This is a genomic window from Microbulbifer sp. ABM4_008, from assembly GCF_056311705.1.
The window spans coordinates 604,026-622,848 of the sequence record NZ_CM149970.1 but is presented as its reverse complement, the minus strand read 5'-3'; the positions used below and the strand labels follow the sequence as shown (position 1 = coordinate 622,848).

The 18,823-nt window shown below is 45.3% G+C and carries 13 protein-coding genes; 9 read left to right on the top strand and 4 right to left on the bottom strand.

Annotated elements, in window-relative coordinates; genetic code table 11:
- Window positions 1-155: 155 nt before the first annotated feature.
- The gene (locus ACYX4J_RS02685; protein WP_476177838.1) at window positions 156-2,717 is read left to right on the top strand and encodes a hypothetical protein; all 2,562 of its coding nucleotides are present in this window, start codon (window positions 156-158) and stop codon (window positions 2,715-2,717) included.
- Between the two features lie 479 nt (window positions 2,718-3,196).
- On the opposite strand, the gene ACYX4J_RS02680 is transcribed toward ACYX4J_RS02685, so the two are convergent.
- Window positions 3,197-4,084 carry a LysR family transcriptional regulator gene (locus ACYX4J_RS02680; RefSeq protein ID WP_476177837.1) on the bottom strand — a complete coding sequence of 296 codons (888 nt, stop codon included), beginning with the start codon at window positions 4,082-4,084 and terminating at the stop codon, window positions 3,197-3,199.
- Window positions 4,085-4,194: 110 nt separating this feature from the next.
- On the opposite strand from ACYX4J_RS02680, the gene ACYX4J_RS02675 reads away from it, so the two are divergent.
- The 8 genes from ACYX4J_RS02675 to ACYX4J_RS02640 all read left to right on the top strand — a co-directional run bounded on the left by ACYX4J_RS02675 (window position 4,195) and on the right by ACYX4J_RS02640 (window position 11,819).
- Window positions 4,195-5,169, top strand: coding sequence for an MBL fold metallo-hydrolase (locus tag ACYX4J_RS02675; protein WP_444934137.1), 975 nt, complete (start codon window positions 4,195-4,197; stop codon window positions 5,167-5,169).
- An 82-nt stretch (window positions 5,170-5,251) separates the two neighbouring features.
- On the top strand, window positions 5,252-7,084 hold the full coding sequence (locus tag ACYX4J_RS02670) for an amidohydrolase (RefSeq protein WP_476177836.1): 1,833 nt from the start codon (window positions 5,252-5,254) through the stop codon (window positions 7,082-7,084).
- 56 nt (window positions 7,085-7,140) lie between these two features.
- Window positions 7,141-8,364, top strand: coding sequence for an MFS transporter (locus tag ACYX4J_RS02665; RefSeq protein WP_476177835.1), 1,224 nt, complete (start codon window positions 7,141-7,143; stop codon window positions 8,362-8,364).
- Window positions 8,365-9,076: 712 nt separating this feature from the next.
- A complete protein-coding gene (locus ACYX4J_RS02660) occupies window positions 9,077-9,442 on the top strand; it encodes a pirin family protein (RefSeq protein ID WP_476177834.1) in 366 nt (121 codons plus the stop codon).
- A 24-nt stretch (window positions 9,443-9,466) separates the two neighbouring features.
- Window positions 9,467-9,922, top strand: coding sequence for a pirin family protein (locus ACYX4J_RS02655; RefSeq protein ID WP_476177833.1), 456 nt, complete (start codon window positions 9,467-9,469; stop codon window positions 9,920-9,922).
- Window positions 9,923-10,307: 385 nt separating this feature from the next.
- Window positions 10,308-10,490, top strand: coding sequence for a hypothetical protein (locus tag ACYX4J_RS02650; protein WP_476177832.1), 183 nt, complete (start codon window positions 10,308-10,310; stop codon window positions 10,488-10,490).
- A gap of 342 nt (window positions 10,491-10,832) precedes the next feature.
- A complete protein-coding gene (locus ACYX4J_RS02645) occupies window positions 10,833-11,384 on the top strand; it encodes a hypothetical protein (RefSeq protein WP_476177831.1) in 552 nt (183 codons plus the stop codon).
- 6 nt (window positions 11,385-11,390) lie between these two features.
- Complete coding sequence (locus ACYX4J_RS02640) at window positions 11,391-11,819, top strand: hypothetical protein (protein WP_444891991.1); 429 nt, start codon at window positions 11,391-11,393, stop codon at window positions 11,817-11,819.
- Window positions 11,820-12,056: 237 nt separating this feature from the next.
- Here ACYX4J_RS02640 and ACYX4J_RS02635 read toward each other — a convergent pair whose 3' ends face one another.
- From ACYX4J_RS02635 to ACYX4J_RS02625, 3 genes are read right to left on the bottom strand one after another with little or no spacing between them, the layout of a single operon-like run.
- Entirely contained in the window at window positions 12,057-15,371 is a 3,315-nt protein-coding gene (locus ACYX4J_RS02635) for a type I restriction endonuclease subunit R (RefSeq protein WP_476177830.1), read from the bottom strand.
- 24 nt (window positions 15,372-15,395) lie between these two features.
- Window positions 15,396-16,781: a restriction endonuclease subunit S gene (locus ACYX4J_RS02630; RefSeq protein ID WP_476177829.1), complete on the bottom strand. Its 1,386-nt coding sequence runs from the start codon at window positions 16,779-16,781 to the stop codon at window positions 15,396-15,398.
- The gene (locus ACYX4J_RS02625; protein WP_476177828.1) at window positions 16,771-18,342 is read right to left on the bottom strand and encodes a class I SAM-dependent DNA methyltransferase; all 1,572 of its coding nucleotides are present in this window, start codon (window positions 18,340-18,342) and stop codon (window positions 16,771-16,773) included. The genes ACYX4J_RS02630 and ACYX4J_RS02625 overlap by 11 nt, the downstream gene beginning before the upstream one ends.
- Between the last annotated feature and the right edge of the window lie 481 nt (window positions 18,343-18,823).

Here is an 18,823-nt window from a genome sequence, read left to right as displayed (position 1 = left end):
TGTTGGCTGGTGCCTTTTTAAAGAGTAACTTAGGGCGGGTGGCAATTTTCTAGTAGGCCTGATGTTCGATTGCCGCATCAAAGAGGGCTCGTGGTGTTACCCGGCCACTCGCCTTTTCAAAAAAATCAAACTAATGAAGATTACGGAGCATCATCATGGAAGAGACTCTCACACTCTCTCCCGACAGCCTGCAGCGCCGCCTCAAAAAGCAAACCGCGTCCCTCACACTCTCTCCTGACGACCTGCAGCGCCTGCTAGGCAAGCAAGCCACACAATTAGATAGTTCGACATCTCTCTCTTTCGAATTCACGCCAACACCTCAAGCAGACCCACTGCGACGCGACCCCGTCCTGGGCAACCTCTTGCAACATGAAGCTCGTATGCTCGAGTGGCTCGGTGAATCTGAAGGCAATGCACGCCAATTCGCGCTCGACCCAATTGCGACCTTTCAGCGGGTATGCGACCCGAGCCCCGAGCTGGTCGAGGAGCTACGCGGCCTGTTTGACCGAGAAGAGCCAAGCGACTTAATTGAAGAAGAAATTGAAGAGCAGCAAGGTCTGCAAGAAGTTGAATCCTCACCAGATCCAGACCTTTCGCAAGGCTGGGATTTGATCAGTGCCTCAACCCAAGGAGCGGTCAACAATTGGATTAGCGAGCTCTTCGAAGGCGACTCCGGCCAATGGTCCTTCAGCGGAAGTGTCGGCAAGGGCCCCGCCAAGGTTCGCTACGAGTTCGCATTTGATTGTCCCGCCTTCATCGCTCCCGAAGACCAAAAGGCGACGCTCGACCTGCCCATCACAGGGTTCATCAAGTTCCCAGGTATCACAAGCAATATCGAAGATGCGCAGGGCCAAAGCCCCGGTCACGCCCGGCTCGTTCTTGACCTCGACAAAATGCAAGCCAGCGCCAGCATCAACCACTATGGGCAAGTCACCGTGACCATCCAGAAGCCCAACTGGGACATGATGGAACTTGACCTCAGCGATATTCAACTCTCAAAGTCGATCAAGGGCCTCGACATTACCGACGCGATGAAAGGAGCAGTCGACCAACTCATCTCAAGTTTTGATTGGCCCATCAAGTACACGGTTGCTCAACACACCCCCCTGCCCGCCGGGAACCTGGATATCGGGGTGATGTATACAGCCTTTGATGGCAACTCCGACTCAAACCTGTTCGGACTTGGGATATGCCGTGGGAATCGCCAGCCAATAGACGCGCTTCTACCACAGACTATCCCTAGCAACTGTACATCCGCACTCATCGTATCCAACGACATCATTTTGACTTCGGTGGCTGCGGCGATTGCTGAAGCAACGCCACTGACCTCTTCGCAGCTGACGGTGACCGATACCTACCCCGAAAAAATGTACCTCAACACCGACGTCGAGGATGTGATTGAGGGTGCGCATATCAAAATCAAAGAAAATAACCTCCAAGCGGCGTTCAACAACGACGGCGATCTCGTTATCAGTGCCGACATCAGAGTGAAGCGTGGGGCCATGACCCTGTGGGTCTACCAGACCCTAAAGCTCTCTGCGACGATAAGCTTCAACGCCTATGACGATGTGCTCAACATTCAGGTGAAAACAAAAGCGAAGCTACCCTTCTGGTGGGCGTTCGTACCGCTTGGCTGGGTCCTTCAATTGATCATCTCGATTCTGAGCTCGAAGAAAGGGAGTGTCGACATCGCGATTCCCGGCTTCCAGGTCAAGAAGACGAATTCGCCCGCTTATCTCCAGATTGGTGGTGATTGGGCCTATATGCCAATCAAGCTTCATTCCACCCCAGTCGCGCCTCCGAATATTCAGATGATGCAGATCAATCAGCAGCTGGATGAAAACGGCGGAAGGTTCCGGTTTGACTTCAGCAAATACGGTTCAGAAGTGACGAGCTTTATCGTTGCCGCCACCTACTGGTTCTTCAAGTACGAAGGAGGTACGGACCACCAGACGCAAACGCTGGGCCTGTCACTCACCCAGGTTCACAACAAGAATGCCGTCCTAACCGTCACTCCTGACGCCACTTTGTACGGCCAGAAGAAAGGCTTAAGCCCCTCAGCCTCCCAATTGACATTGTCGTGCATCGCAGTGGTCGACGGCCCCAAAGACGGTGTGATCTTACCGAGAACCATCACCGGTATCCCCGATGAATCAACCAGCCCATACATCCCCCTCGATGAGCCAGAGGCTTATGCTGCCCTTGGAGGCTGGGCGTGCGAGTACCACAAGGACAACGACCCGAGCGAACCCCCAAAGTCACACCACGTTCGCACCATTGAGCTCGATGCAACCACCGCGGTTCCTAACAACTACGAAGTGGGTATCCAATCGACTGCACAGATGCACGATGACTCGGGCAACAATGCCATTGCATCGATTGATGGCAATCTCATTGAGCTGAGCAAGAGCCCCCCTCTGATCGCAAAGTACGTGACAAACCTCCAAAAAACGAGTGATGACGCGTATGTCGAGATGGGCCAGCCCATAAGCGACGCGGCAGTGTTCCTGTCTGGCTATCGCGTCCACTACGACAGCAGTGACCACGACATCCGGCAAGTCGGCGGAGGTTCGGAAACCTACTCCACGTCAGGCTCGCAGGTCATACTGCACAATCCACACGCACTCATCGGCGACGGCGATTCGGGAAACAGCAAGCACACTCAAGAAAACAGCGAATCACACGTATCGTTTCTAATTATCGCGGTGCCGGAGTAATTCGGCGCGGTTGCTCGGGTGGCCATTGCACGCCCGGGCAACCCATGCGATACCTGGCGACCGCTAGGCTGGTATTTGGTGGCACTCGACTGCTAGGGAGCCTCTGAATAACTCCGTAATGCCTCTGCGAGTCTTCAAGGCCAGCCCTTCGGAGCTTGCAGAGTTATTCAGAGGCTCCCTAGACATTCTCAAGAGGAAGGTTTACTCGTATCAGTAGCAGCTATCTATTCAGGTTGGAGTATCAGCCTAAATTTACACAATAATTTACCACTTTCTACCGGATAACTGATTAGGCTCCCCCGCATAATAAAGTTTTTGATCATCGCTATCCTCAGTGACATTGCGGAAGCAATCCACATATGTCTATAGCTTCTTTATTAATCATTCTAAATTTAAGGATGGTAAATGATTGATAATGCTTTTACATTTACAAGCGAATAGCTAAAGGACTTCTGGTTGACTATAAGATCGAATTAAAATCAGCAACTTTTAATTTGATAATTTTTTACCATTTCGAACAAAATTTTTGAAAATAGCTTGACTGAATTATTCTGTGCTTTATTACCTACAGTTAAATAAAGAGACACTGTATAGGAAAATCCATGAATCATATCAATTTTACATAGCTTATTTGACTGAACATCCTCGGCAACCATGTGCACCGGCAACCTGCCATAACCAAGCCCCCCCTTTACAAGGCGATAGGCCTCGTTCAAGTTGGAAACGGAGCATTTCACATTTGGTGAAAGCCAACCGAAAGAAACATCCATCGACCCGGAGTCTGCTACTAGAACTTGAGTCTCTCTCTTCAGTTCATAATAAGAAACATTTTTTTGGTTAGATAAGCTATGTTCTGGGCTACACACTAAGATAAATTCAACATCTAGCAATTTATCGCTTAAGAAACCGGGGGGTGGAGTCATACCGATACATAAATCCACCGCATTATTAAGAAGTAACGCATTAGTTCCAGACATCGCTTGCTCCTTTATAGACAAGCGGACATTTTTTTGCTGGCTGTGAAACAATTTCAAAGTAGTATCGAGAATACTCTTTGGAAATGAAGTATCTACTGCAATACTCAACGTAGCTGCCGCCCCCTGTTTTAGCTGGCCAGCTAGATTCTCAATGTCATAATGTTGCCTCAATAACACCTCAACTTGCTCACTCAAAAGTAAACCGGCATGATTTAATTTGGTTTTCCTTCCATCTTTTTCAACCAGAGTTAAACCTAAGATATCTTGAAGTTCTTGTAGCGTATAACTAATTGTGGATTGACTCTTGCCAAGTTGATCAGCAGCTTTTGATACTGAGCCTTCCTTCCTTAAAGCATCCAAAGCTTCTAACTGTTCGAGCGTGGTTTTCACGGAAGTACACCATATATCGATAGATTCGATCCATATTATCTTTGCCGTAACTACTAAGCAAACATGATGTAGGATTTCTCGCGTTTTAATAATTACCGGAAATGTCTACAATGCTTAAATCCATTACTACACTGCTGGCTGGTGTAGCTTTTACTGTGAACGCGATTGCCCAAGAGCCCGTGTGGGATGGCAATACAGTCATCCTTGAATCTCAAAAGGTTTCAGATGGCATATATGCTGTAATACCTTCAGACGCCTCTGAAAAAGCTGGCAATGGCTATCCTATTGCAACAAGTGGCGGATTTGTTATCGGCGAAAACTCTGTTCTGGTGATAGAGTCAATGATAAATGAGCGCCTTGCCGAACAAATGATATCGTTGGTCAAGGCTGAAACAGATAAACCCATCAAGTATTTAGTTAATACAAGTTATCACGGTGATCACTCATATGGAAACTATGTTTTTCCAAGCAGTGTATCTATTATCCAGCATGAAAGTGCAAAGGATTATGTAGATAACTACTTCGAGCAAGATACTGCGTTCATGATTAGTAACTTCGGTGAAGGCAGGGGAATTGAGGATGTAATACCCAAAACCGGCGATATCTTAGTCCCCAAAAACGGAAGTATTTCTATTGATTTAGGAGGCAAAACTGTAGACATAGATGATTTTGGTTTTGCTCAAACTGGCGGCGATCTATTCGTCTCCGTTAAAGGAGAGAACATACTTTGGACAGGTAATCCCGTAGTCTCTACCAAACCTGCCTTACCTTGGCTGCTTGATGGCCATCTATTAGAAACATTAGCAACCATGAAATATGTATATGGAGCAATAAATGAATCTACATTAGTTATCCCTGGTCATGGCCCAATTACAAACCGTTCAGCAATAAAATGGCATATTGATTACTTGACTGCACTTAAAAATAAAGTGGAAAAGGCAATTGCAAGAGGACTATCCCTTGAGGAGACGGTTGAGAAAGTTCAACTGCCAAAATACCAAGGGTATGCCCTTCACGAGTGGGTTCACTCTGGATTGAATGTCCCCGCAGCATATAAAGAGCTTTCCTCTTCTAAAGTTAAATAACCCTCTGATCTCATTCCTCCATAAGCGCTTACTATACCTCCTGAGTAGGTAGGTAAGCGCTTTCAAATCTAAGAAATCTAGTATGTCATATTCAAAATATGTATGGCGAAAACGCCTAATCTTAATGGGTGCCGCCACGGTTTTGGCTGCATGTAAAAACGCAACCATCGCAAATGAGGGGGTGATAGAAAATTTCGACAGCGCCGTTTATGCGGATATGATCATTATAAATGCAAAGGTAACGACCCAAGATAAGAACAAGCCAGTTGCCCAGGCCATAGCGGTTAGAGACGGAAAGATTCTGGATGTAGACACCGATGAAATAATACATCAGTACAGAGGTAAAACGACTGAAGTTATTGATGCGAAGAATAGACGAGTTATACCGGGCTTGATCGACTCTCATTCACACTTCTTGCGTAGCGGATTAGCTTATACGAGGGAGTTACGTTGGGACGGTGTGCCCGATCTAAAGACAGCATTAAACATGTTATCGGAGCAAGCAAGTAGAACACCAAAAGGTGAATGGGTAAGAATTATAGGTGGCTGGTCTCCATGGCAATTCAAGGAAAAACGGTTGCCAACTATTGCTGAAATTAATAAGGCAGCTCCCGACACCCCAGTATATATCCAATATTTCTATAGTGTTGGAATGCTTAACCAAGTGGGTATGGATAAACTTGGAATCAACAGCAATACGGAAGATCCAAAGGGCGGAAAATTCGTACGTGACTCACATGGAACACCCACAGGGTTAATGCTAGCACAGCCACATCCTGGAATTTTTTACGGCAAGATCGCAGCTCTGCCAGACACTTCAGAAGAAGTAAAAGTAAATTCAACAATTCACTTATTTCACGAACTGGCAAAATTTGGTTTAACGTCTGTTATTGACGCTGGAGGTGGCGGGTTCGGTTATCCCGATGGATATAGTGTCGCAGAAAAACTGGCCACAGAAGGAAAACTACCACTGAGAACATCCTTCTATTTATTTGCACAGAATCCAGGGAAAGAGCTGGAAGACTACCACAATTGGACAAGGGGAAATAAAGCGGGGACAAACACTGACAGTACTAAAGAGCACGGCTTTGAAATTGATGGAGGAGGTGAGTATCTACTATGGAAAGCTGGAGACTTTGAAAATTTTAGATCCGACAGACCAGTGTTGGATGCCGATATGGAAAAAGATCTAACACCAATTATTGAGTTACTGGTAGAGCGTAGATGGCCATTTAGGATTCATGCAACCTATGATGAATCAATTACCAGGATTTTAGACGTTATTGAAGACGTAAATAGCTATAAACCGCTACGCGGACTTCGATGGTCGATTGAACATGCCGAAACAATAGGCCTGAATAATATCGAGCGTATAAAGTCACTTGGTGGCGGCGTTGCCATTCAAAGTCGTATGGTATTCCTTGGTGATGATTTTTCTGAGCGGTATGGAGCTGAAAAGGCAAAAGCTACACCTCCATTGAGAATGCTTGTCGATAAAGGCATCCCTATTGGTATGGGTACTGATGCAACACGGGGCTCAACCTTTAATCCCTGGATAGGCCTACATTATTTAGTCACTGGTGAAACCGCCAGTGGCCGCAAGCTCTATGACTCATCAAATCTTTTAACGCGAGAAGAAGCGCTCAGACTTTATACAATTGGCAGTGCCTGGTTCTCAGGAGAAGAGCATATCAAAGGAAGGTTGTCTAAAGGTCAATTAGCAGATTTTGCAATTTTGTCGAAAGATTACATGGAAGTCCCCCTGAAAGAAATCAAGTCAATCAGATCTGTACTAACTGTTGTAGATGGAGAGGTTGTATATGGAGATGGGGATTATCAGTCTTTATCACCAAAACTAGACCCCCTTCTGCCTAGTTGGTCACCTGTAAAATTCTATGGCAGCTACTGGCCATAAATAGCTTCCACAGAAAGGCCACTTTAAGTAGTGGCCTTTATAAAGAGAGTTAAGCCTTGACTTCCCTTGCCCCATTCAAAAATAAACTGTTTTTGATCATTTGGACTGCAACATTAATCTCAAATACAGGAACATGGATTCATGAGATTGGTGCAAATTGGCTAATGATTTCACTAACCTCATCACCATTTTGGATCGCTATGGTTCAATCTGCAGCATCCTTACCCACACTATTTCTTGCGATTCCAGCTGGTGCCTTCGCAGATATTGTCGACAAGAAAAGATATTTAATAATATTACAAATATGGATGTTCCTGCTTACCTCCATATTATGCCTTCTTACAGCAACCGGATCGACATCTATTTTATCGTTACTGACGTTAACCTTTTTAATTGGTATCGGAACTGCATTAATGGTGCCAGTCTGGTCTTCTATAACACCACTAATAGTAACCAAAGCAGACTTACCCCAATCCATAGCCCTAAATAGCATGGGAATTAATCTGGCAAGAGTGATTGGTCCAATACTCGGCGGAGTACTTTTGATCTATTTTAACCTGGAGGTACTTTTCGCTTTAAACGCTATTTCTTTCTTATGTGTCATAATGGCTCTTAGCTATTGGACACCGAATAGAAACGGTGCAACAAATCAACATAGTGAGAATTTCGTATCAGCAATAAAAAATAGTCTGAAATACATAAAGCGAGAATCAAAACTTCAACACGCACTGGCTCGAGCGTTGTCGTTTTTTATTTTTGCTAGTGCTCTATGGGCGTTACTCCCCACTTTTTCATCTCAATTATATACAGACGACCCAAAAGCATACAGTTTATTAATGTCATTTTTAGGGCTCGGTGCGGTATGTGCTGTGTTTTTCACCAATAAGCTCCGCACAATCTTAAAAGTAGATAATTTACTGTGTATCGCATCTATTGGCTATGCTACATCCATGTTATTACTGTCATTTCTAACCAGCTATATCCATGTGTCAGTAGCAATGTTCACTGCGGGATTTTGCTGGTTACTCTTTTTATCTCCGCTTATTCTGGCTACTCAGGAAATGCTACCAAATTGGATTAGGGCAAGAGGAATGTCATTTTTTATGGCAACATATATGGGAGCTATGGCCGTAGGAAGTATGCTCTGGGGAAAAATAGCTTCCTACGCAGGAATATCAAATACGCTGCTAATTGCCTCATGTTTTTTGCTTGTCGCAACGGTATTTGTAAGAAATCAGCTTGTAGGCCCTGTAGACCAGGAGGCCTTGTATATCCCCTAGCAGAGTAGACCTAAAACTCTTATTTTAATAACTTGTGATACCAATAAGGAACTCCCACTATAGCCTTGAAAAATCAACTGTCATTAAGCTTGAAAAAAGTAAACCCATAATAGCTATTCTCAAAGGCACAGAAAGCACCCATGGAAGGGATATAAGCTTTTAATCCCGATTGAGACAAAACACTCATAAACACCATTAAACTCTAATCCACAACTGCAAAAAAAAACCTAAAGACAAGCAACTCACTATAGTATTTATCACAAGAACAGTTGAGTCCAATACATATTAGTTTTCTAACTGTTATCTAATTTAGCCTTCCCGCAAGACAACTAAAAACCAATATAAGCCCACTTATTGGAACAATAAAACAGATACGACGTTGTAAACCGGCACCTCATTTTAACATCTCCTCAAAATATAATATTCCACTCTATTATTTTTGTATCAACATATCTAACAATGACTGTAATCCACTTAACCCAGCCAGCCTCCTCTGACTATTCTGATAAATCGAACGAATAAATCTATCTATTCATATTTTACCACTGTCGATATGGCTTTAAACTTCCCCACATGGGTCTTTATCTGAACTATGTTCGTCAATAGTCTTCCTTTGAAATTTAAAAGTGGAGCATGAATAGACACAATCAATCTGATGAAGCCTTTGATCCTACCCACCAACAACGAAACCGATTAATTCAAGGAATTTACTATGTCAAAAGGTATTAGAGAATTAAAGTTCTCAACATCTGGTGAACAGGGTTCTGATGGAGCCGGAGTAAAGCTAACTCGCTTGATTGGGACACAAAACCTGGAAATGCTGGACCCCTTTCTTCTATTGGATTCATTTGAAAGCGACAACCCCAATGAATATATTGGAGGCTTTCCCAACCATCCGCATAGAGGTTTTGAAACTGTAACTTACATGATAAATGGAAAAATTAGACATAAAGACAATATGGGAAATGAAGGTGTTATAGAGCCAAATGGCGTGCAATGGATGACTGCAGGTAAAGGTGTCATACATTCGGAAATGCCTGAGCAAAAAGATGGATTGTTAAGGGGCCTTCAACTATAGGTTAATTTGCCTAAAGATAAGAAAATGATTGATCCTGACTACCAGGAGTTTGAAGAAAGTCAAATTTCGTCTGAAGCAACTACAAAAGGCCAAAACATCAAAGTAATTGCAGGGGCAACTAATTTAGGCACAGAAGGTGTTGTGGAAAATAGATACGTTTACCCCACCTATATTGATGTAACCTTGGCGCAAGACCATAAATTTGTACAGAATCTAGAAGAAACACATAATGCATTTATTTATGTAATTGAAGGTTCTCTAAATACGGGATCAAAGAAGTCAAAGTTGGCTGAGCGTCAACTAGGCATTTTAACAAAAGGAAGCCAAGTTTTAATCGAAGCCGGTGGTAAAGGTAGCCGCTTCATACTGGTTGCGGGGAAACCTCTAAATGAGCCGCTAGTTAGGGGCGGCCCTTTCGTAATGAATACAAAGGAAGAGCTTTTTCAAGCATTTTATGATTTCAATAATAACAAATTTTAGAATTATCAATTAGTTTTGCTGGTAAGGGGGTAATATCCTAGATATATAACAATAAAAAGGGTACTTTTTAGAGGTCTGAAAAACCTGAAGTTAATTCTCTAAAGCTGGTCAAGATATCACTAGAGGTATTCTGTTAGATTTGAGCACAACATTTAAAGCTATCGATAGAGTTCGGAATCCAGCATTCGAGGATTTCATGCAATATTTTTATAGGCCGTAAAATAGCACAAGTACATGCCACTATATTTGGAGCTGACGAAATCAGAACATAAGGCCTACCTCAAGAAAAATCACACCCACCATGAAGTACAGAGGTACCAATATATCAGCACTACGCACAAACCTTCCCTACAGGATTACTGTGTTTTTAAATTAAGGTGAATTTATGAACGACCGGATAACAAAAGCGCTTAAGGATGCTGAAAAACGGCTGGATGAGCTATTGCCTGATATAGAAAAGCGTCACAACGAATCAACCCAGAACAGTCCAGATGAACCAGACAACCTGAAAGAAGGTGTCGTAGATGATCTGGAAATCCCAAGAGCTATAAAGCACCCCCCTAAATAGATAACAACAAACGAAAACAATTTTAGTCGTAATAATCATTCAAAAATCGTAATGGGCCCCCATGGCCCAGCTGTAGGCCTGCATCATATGGACAAGAAGCAGTTTTTCCGAAGCGGATATCATCACAAAATGTATCCTCCCCTATTAAGTAAGCTGACTTGAACCAGCACAACCAGCTGATATCCTCTGAACCAAGCCAAATGTTCCTCTACTCAAGAGGTAGCCGACCAGAGAAATACAGATCAATCATAACTGACACATATTTCTACCAGAATATTAGTTCCTGATTGACCGATATCGTGGAATTTTGTACGCTCCGGCAAAATTCTCTCGGAGAGTCGGATGTCGGAATCTTTACAGGAGTTGCTTCCACTTGAAATATCCGCACCTTCTCCAAACAATAAAGACCAACAAATATCACTTCGAATTGATCGAGAATTAGTTCAAAACTATGCTGATATTGGCGCCAAGACTGAGCTTTATCAGCTTTTCTATAATGTTTGTGGCTTAATACCGCCGGTCAACAATATCGGCTACCATGAAGAACTGAACACTCAGGGTACACTTATCTTTCCCGATGCCTCAAAAGGGCTGGAAAGCAGTTCCGCGCTATTTCGGGGCTTAAGACGTCCATGCTTTGGTCAAGAGGGCGAGAAAGATGTCTTCATTTACATAGTGAACCCCACTTATGTTTATGAGTATGTTCCACATATGGTATGTATGGCAAAACGTGAACTTGCACCGGAAAATGCTGTCTTTGCAGTGTATGTTGTTTTTGATGATGATCAACTCATCAAAGGGAAGGTGGTACAGTTTGAGTTAGTTAGGGCAGATCAGAACAAACCCCACCTACCTAAAGATTATATAAATCGATATGATGAACAAATCTGGTAACTCAAAATGGAAAGACTAAACGAATTTCTAGCTAATCATTTTGATACGCAAGCTTCTGAAAACTTTGTTAAGAAAGCTTGTTATTACTCAAGCATGGATCATATTGAGTACTTATCCAGAGATACAATTACAATCTCTGATCGAATAGATGAATTTTTAACAGTGATCTGGGATAGACGATACGAACATATTATTGGGTTCAAACTGAAAGGCTTTAAAGCAGCATTTGAGAAAGTAAAACTTTTAAAAAAATTTAAGGGTGATGAATTCAATCCCCTCATCCAAATATTAGAGCTTTTTATAACTGAGACCGCTGAAGACATACTATGTAATTTATCTGAAGCCAATGAACGCATGAATACTTATATAGACGTAAAAGAATTTATAATTAAAGAAAATATAAGCCTAGATGAAAGCTTTGCCAAAGCAGCATAATATAACAACACTTACCAACACAAAAAATGGCTCGTAGCGAGCCATTTTTATTAGATAACTTTTACCAGAAATGCCTTCTCAGCCCCAAAACAAAGTCTTTTTTGGTCCCTAATCTCGCACAGAGAAACTTCGATTTTTTGATGTCATGTACACCGTAGTCGGTATAGCAGACCTGACCAAATCAAGGTACCGTTATTCGTTATTCGTTATTCGTTATTCGTTATTGCTAGAGTACTACTAATCCACCAACTCCACCTGATGCTTCTTAAAGTTCTCCGCCTGCTCCAGAATCTCTTTAAACACATCATCATTGGCAATTGGTGGATAGCCAAACTCCGCTAACAGCAGAATCAGCTTCACTTGCAGCTCTGCCTTAATATCATCCCGCTGATTCCAGGCGGGGAAGCTGGCGACACTGTCGACTTCTTGTTTGGCTCGTTTAGCCAATTCGACCAGCTTGTCTTCCGGGTAAGAAAAGTCGTACTTTACCGAGAGGGATTTGAGGATATCGTAGAAGGCTTTTTCCTCGTAATTGATCCCCATATCCGCGAATGAGGTCATTTCCGTTTTTAGGTCTTGGTAGAGGTCAATAATCTCGTTGGAGAAGTCCTCCAGTACACTGCTGACCAGTACATCCTCTTCCTTGCGCTCATTGTACTTTTCTACCAAGGCTTTGAACTTCTTACTAAAGTCGACACTTTGCATCTTATTGGTTTTGGCCACCTCGCCGATGGCTTTTTCCAGCAACTTCTGTAACAGCTTGATCTTGGTATTCGGCAGTTTGATTTTTTCGATTTTGGCTAAATAGTCTTCATCGAAAATGTCGATGGGGCCACCGCCCTTTTCCTCACCGAGTTTAAAGATCTCCTCTACCCCGTCGCTGCGAATCGCTTCGGCGATCATCTCGCGGACTTTGACGTTCATCTGTGCGGTATCTGGGGCGTCACCCCGGATGAGTTTAAAAATAATGGAGCGGATGGCCAAATAAAAGTGGATCTGGTCCCGCTCTTTTTGCGTTATTTCCTCATTGCCACAGCAGATGTCATAGGCCGCCTTTAAGCGCTTGGCGATATCCATAAAGCGCTTTTGGGTCTTCTCGGTTTGCAAGGCATACTCGGCCGCTTCATTGAGGCAGTTGAGCTGGCTGACCGGGTCACCGCTAAAGTAACCGCTGCTGTCGAAGTGGTGGAAAGCCATATTGAGCAAATCCAGATGGTTGCGCACCTCTACAATCGAAGCCGCAATATCTTCAAAGTTGTCATCACTGCTGCCGCCGAAAGTTTTTAGCGCTTTATTCATATTGGTTTTGATACCAATATAATCCACCACCAGCCCTTTGCTCTTACCCTCAAATTTGCGGTTTACCCGTGAAATTGTCTGGATCAGGTTGTGCTTTGATACCGGCTTATCGAGATACAAGGTATCGAGAAACGGCACATCAAAGCCGGTGAGCCACATATCCACCACAATGGCGATTTTGAAGTTGGATTTGGCCTGCTTGAATTGGCGGTCCAGTTCTTTGCGATCTTCCTTGGTGCCGAGCTTGTCCCACAGCACCTTGTCATCGTCTTTGTTGCGGGTCATCACCATACGGACCCGCTCGGAGGGTTTTAGCTCCTTGCGCTCTTTCTCCGTTAACTGCTCACCCTCGGCACAGGCCAGTACCTCAAACCACTCTGGGCGCAGGGCTTCCAACTCTTGATAGAATTGATAGGCAATTGGGCGGGAGCTGCTCACAAGCATCGCTTTACCGGCCACGGTGGAGCCCTCTGCCAGGCGGTTTTCGTAGTGGGCGACAAAGTCCTTGGCCAGGGCGCGGATACGATTCTCGTCCCCCAGTATGGCGTTCATACTGGCCATGGCTTTTTTGCTTTCGTCTATTTGATACTCGTTGGCGCCGTCTTTCTCACACTCCGCGTAGTACTCCTCAATTTCCTTGAGCTTGTCGTTATCCAGAATCACCTTCGCCGCGCGGCCCTCATACACAATGCGCACGGTGATTTCATCTTTCACCGATTCATTCATGGTGTAGCGATCCACCGTGGGGCCGAACACATCCAGGGTGGCGTCGATGGGGGTTCCGGTAAAACCGACATAGGTGGCGTTGGGCAGTGAATCGTGCAGGTACTTGGCAAAACCGTAAGTTTTCTTAACCCCTTTATTAATCCCGGTTTCTACCACCGTGATTTTTTGATCCAGGTTAATCTGGCTGCGGTGGGCCTCATCGCTGATACAGATCACATTGCAGCGCTCAGTCAGCAGCTCAATATCTTCGGTAAATTTATGGATAGTGGTTAAAAAGACACCACCGCTCTGGCGACCCTGCAATTTTTCACGCAGATCCGCACGGGAAGTTACGCTCTCTACGATCTGATCGCCAATATACGTTTTGGCATTGGTAAATTGCTGTGACAGCTGGTCGTCCAGGTCGGTACGATCGGTAATCAGCACAATGGTGGGGCTTTCGAAGGCGGCGCTTTTCATCAGCAGGCGGGTTAGGAACTGCATGGTAAAACTTTTACCGCAGCCGGTGGCACCAAAGTAGGTACCGCCCTTACCATCGCCGCTGTAGCCCCCTTTGCCATCGGGCCTTTTTAGGTGTGAATAAATATTCTGGTAGAGCTTGGTGGCCGCGTAGTACTGGGGGTAGCGGCAGACGATTTTGATTTCCTGATGGGTTTTATCGGGGAAAAAGATAAAGTGGCGCAATACCTCGCGCAGGCGGCGCTGGTCGAACAGCCCCTGCAATAAAGTGGTGAGGGAATCCAAGCCATCTTTGCTGAGGGTTTCCTCACCGGTGATTTTTCGCCAACCGTAGTAAAACTCATAGGGCGCAAACAGGGTGCCCATTTTATTGTTGACGCCGTCACTAATCACACACAGGGCGTTATACACAAACAGCTGCGGAATATCCCGGCGGTAGCGGGTGCAGATTTGGGTATAGGCGTGGTGGATGGTGGCCTCAGGCCGAATGGCACTTTTAAATTCAAACAGCACCAGGGGCAGGCCGTTGATATACAAAATGCCATCGGGGATACGCCGCTCGCCACCGCTGGCCGAGGCCACACCCTCAATTTCCAGCTGGTTAACGATCTTATAGATATTGGTCGCACCTGTTCTGTAGCCCGCGTCCCCCTCTTTGACAGGTGTGGTTGGCAGTGTATCCACCTCACCCTCAGTGGGGATACGCATCTCGGTCAGGTCGCTGTAATCAATCAGCTGGATATAGAGATCTTTTTGTGTGTGATCTTCCCGCTTAAACAAGAAGCCATCACTGAGCCATTTGCAGAACTTTTTATTGCTGTCATACAAATCGCTGGGGGAGAGCAGCTCCAGTTGGCGAATAATGCGCTCCACCTCGCTTGCAGTAATACCTTCCGTCGCATACTTCCTGCTCAAAAAACTGCGCAGATCTTCCTTGATCAAGACTTCCGTCGCCCCTCGGGGCCCATCGATACTTTGGGAGAGCGCCTCCCCGGCAATATGGGGATAACCTTGCTGTCCCAGTAGCTGAATTATGGCGTTTTCTAACTGGACTTCGGTAAACTTCATTGAAAATCCTTTTTCATTCTGCCTTTAGGCTACTGCATCGCTCACTTCTTTTTCTACATCTGGGATACGTAACTCTCCTGTAATCAACCTTGGTAGAAGAGTGTCACGTAGATTACTTAAAGAACTTATCTCAGCATCAAGAGTTCTCATGCGAGAAAACCAATCGTGACTATTACTACAAAACGCACTCAACACGTCTAAATTCGGAACCAAAATAGGCATTGATTTGATGATTTTAGAATTAACTGCTGTAGCAATTGAAGAAGTACTGCCAAGACTCTGAAAATTAAAGTTTTTCAAATAACAGTAAACATACTCTTTTCTCAACCCCTCTCTAGGGTTCGTAAAATGTGCGATAGCCTCATTAGTAGTGAGCTCACATGTAGCGATAGAAACACGCCCTAAAGTTAGCTTGAAACTCAGTAGCACTGAATCTTGTGGTACAACCTTTATTCTAAACTTATCTACAGCTTCGCTCGTCAAATACTCACTACTATTTGATACATGAGCTCCCACACTTCCCATATCTCGAATCGAAACCCAGATATGATTACCTTCCTTTTTTACAGAAAACCACTCAGCTTGTTTCCTAGGAGGGGTCTTACCTATTCCAACATCGAAAACCTGATCAGCAGCCAGATACCGCCACCCCTTCGGCACCCAACCCAAAGCCTCAGTTTGTTCAAACTCACAGGGGAATAGCTGGCGAAACTCTTTCGGCAGGGGTTTATGATCCGGCTTGGCCAGTTGTTGCTGGCGGCGTTGGGCGCGGGCTTGCAAGGCATCGGGTATGGGGTTGCCTGCGGCGAGGGCGTTATCGATAACCGGGTCAAAATCCACAAACCAACTTTTAAACAGGGCCTGGGCCATTTGTTCTAGGGTTTGGTTGGTTTGGCGGTTGAGTTGGATTTTTTTATCTAGAGCACCAAGACAGTTAGAAATATTTTCCTGTATATCTAGAGGTGGGATAGGAATCTGAAGATTTGCAAGTGCTTTCCCTGTTAAATGCTGGATAGTTGTCCCTGTGAAATGAGAATCTAATTGTCCAGTTTTTCCTGCCCACAAGAACCAATAAAACAAAAACCTGTTATTCAAGTTATTGTGTGGACGGATACGATGTAGAGCTTTTTGAATTTTCATGCTGGGAACTTGACCTTCCCATATTGCACACCTGCCTGGTTCTCCGCCTTCGCAGACAATTAAATCGCCAGCTTCTAATCCGTAACGTTCAAGCTCATGCTCCTGAAACGGCATTTGTGCTAGCTCATCAAATTCAAAACTGCCCCATCGGACATTTTTATTTCCCAAATATGGTAGTAAATCACCTTTATTCTTCTTCTTATCCAACATCTTACCTAAGCAAGAATCTACATGATCACCTAAACGCCCTACCTGCCACTCACTCGCCATAACCCAGCACCTCCAGATTCTGGCGAATAGCTTTATCCAGTGCTTCGGCTTCACTCATCTGTTGATATAATGTCTGACTTAACGCCTTCATTTTCACTTCGAAAGGAATACCATCGTCTTCCAGCTCGGCGGCCCCCACATAGCGCCCCGGAGTCAAGACATAGTCGTTGGCTTTAATCTCTTTGAGGCTGGCGGCTTTGCAGTAACCGGCAATATCCTCATAGTCACCGTCTTTTTCCTCGCCGCGCCAAGCGTGGTAGGTTTGCGCAATTTTGGCGATATCGTCAGTGGTGAGCTCTTTGTGAATACGGCTGGCCATAGTGCCCATCTGGCGGGCGTCGATAAATAGGGTTTCACCTTTGCGCGCCCGGTAGCCATGCACCTTGTCTTCCCCTTTATTTTTGGTAAGGAACCACAGGCACACGGGAATTTGTGTGGTGTAAAAAAGCTGGCCCGGCAGGGCGATCATGCAGTCCACATGGTCGTTATCGATAATCTCCTGGCGAATGGTGCCTTCACCACTGGTATTGGAACTCATAGAGCCGTTGGCCAATACAAAGCCGGCGGTGCCGCTCTCGCTCAGCTTGCTTAACATATGCAAGATCCAGGCGTAGTTGGCATTGCCAGTAGGCGGCACGGTATAGCCGCCCCAGCGGGGATCATCGGTAAGCTCATTATCCGCACGCCATTGTTTTTGGTTAAACGGCGGGTTGGCCATAATATAATCGGCCTTCAGGTTCGGGTGCTGGTCTTTAAAAAATGTATCCCCAGCCACTTCCCCCAGGTTGCCACTAATACCGCGAATGGCCAGGTTCATTTTTGCCAGCTTATAAGTGGTGCTGGTGTATTCCTGCCCGTAGATAGAAATATCTTTTTGGTTGCCGTTGTGGCTGTTCACAAATTTAATGGACTGTACAAACATACCGCCGGAGCCGCAACAGGGGTCGTAGATCTTGCCCTTGAAGGGTTCGAGCATTTCCGCCAGCAGTGCCACTACCGATTTGGGTGTATAGAACTCGCCACCGCCCTTGCCTTCAGATGCGGCAAACTTACCCAGGAAGTATTCGTAAACCCGGCCCACCAGATCCTCTTCACTGATATGGCACTCGTTGGCGAGGGTCTCGATATTGTTAATAGTATCCAGCAGTGCCGCCAGCTTGCTGGCTTCCAGGCCCAGGCGGGAGAAATAGTTATCCGGCAGTGCGCCGGCCAGGGATTTATTGGCCTTTTCAATGGTGTGCAAGGCGGTATCGATTTTAAGGCCGATATCGTCCTGCTTGCTGTGCTTGATAATGTAATCCCAGCGCGCGGCTTCCTCCAGGTAGAAGACATTGCTCTGGGTGTAAAACGGCACTGTATCGACAAACGCCTCTTTGCCATCGTCAATCAGCGCCTGGCGGTGGGCCTCAAACTTATCACTGATAAACTTGAGGAAGATCAGGCTCAGGACGATATGTTTGTATTCGGAGGACTCTACCGAGCCGCGCAGCTTGTTGGCGCTGTCCCAGAGGGACTCTTCAAAAGAGACGGTTTGCTTGGGTTTTGCGGACTTCTTGGCCATGTACAGCGTATTCCTTGGTGTTTTCGCCCTCCCCGGCATCATGTTTGGGCAAGGCTACAGATCTTATTGCGCCTAATTTTGCCCGATTAAGGGGGGACTGTCGCCCTGTACAAAAGTCAGTCTCTCCAGTCATTAAGGCCCTACTTATCGCCATACAGTATTGGCACATTGGTACCCGGTCATATTCCATCAGGCGATCGCGGCCTTTCAGGTCTGCCGCTTCTAACCAATACCGATAGCCATACGCCGATTGTGTAAATTTTCGACAGGATCATTTGGACTTTTACCTTTGGGGTTCGCCTGATTGGTAGCCACTCACTTTTAACCCTCCTTTCATTTCGGGCCAGGCTTCGGCCTTGACACACCTACAGCGAGTTTCATTGAATGCTTCTAGCAGCCACTTCAGCAGCACCCCATGTGCAAGCCAGGCAAAGGGCACCGCGCAACGGCCAACGGGTTAAAAGAATTAGATAATAAGGAA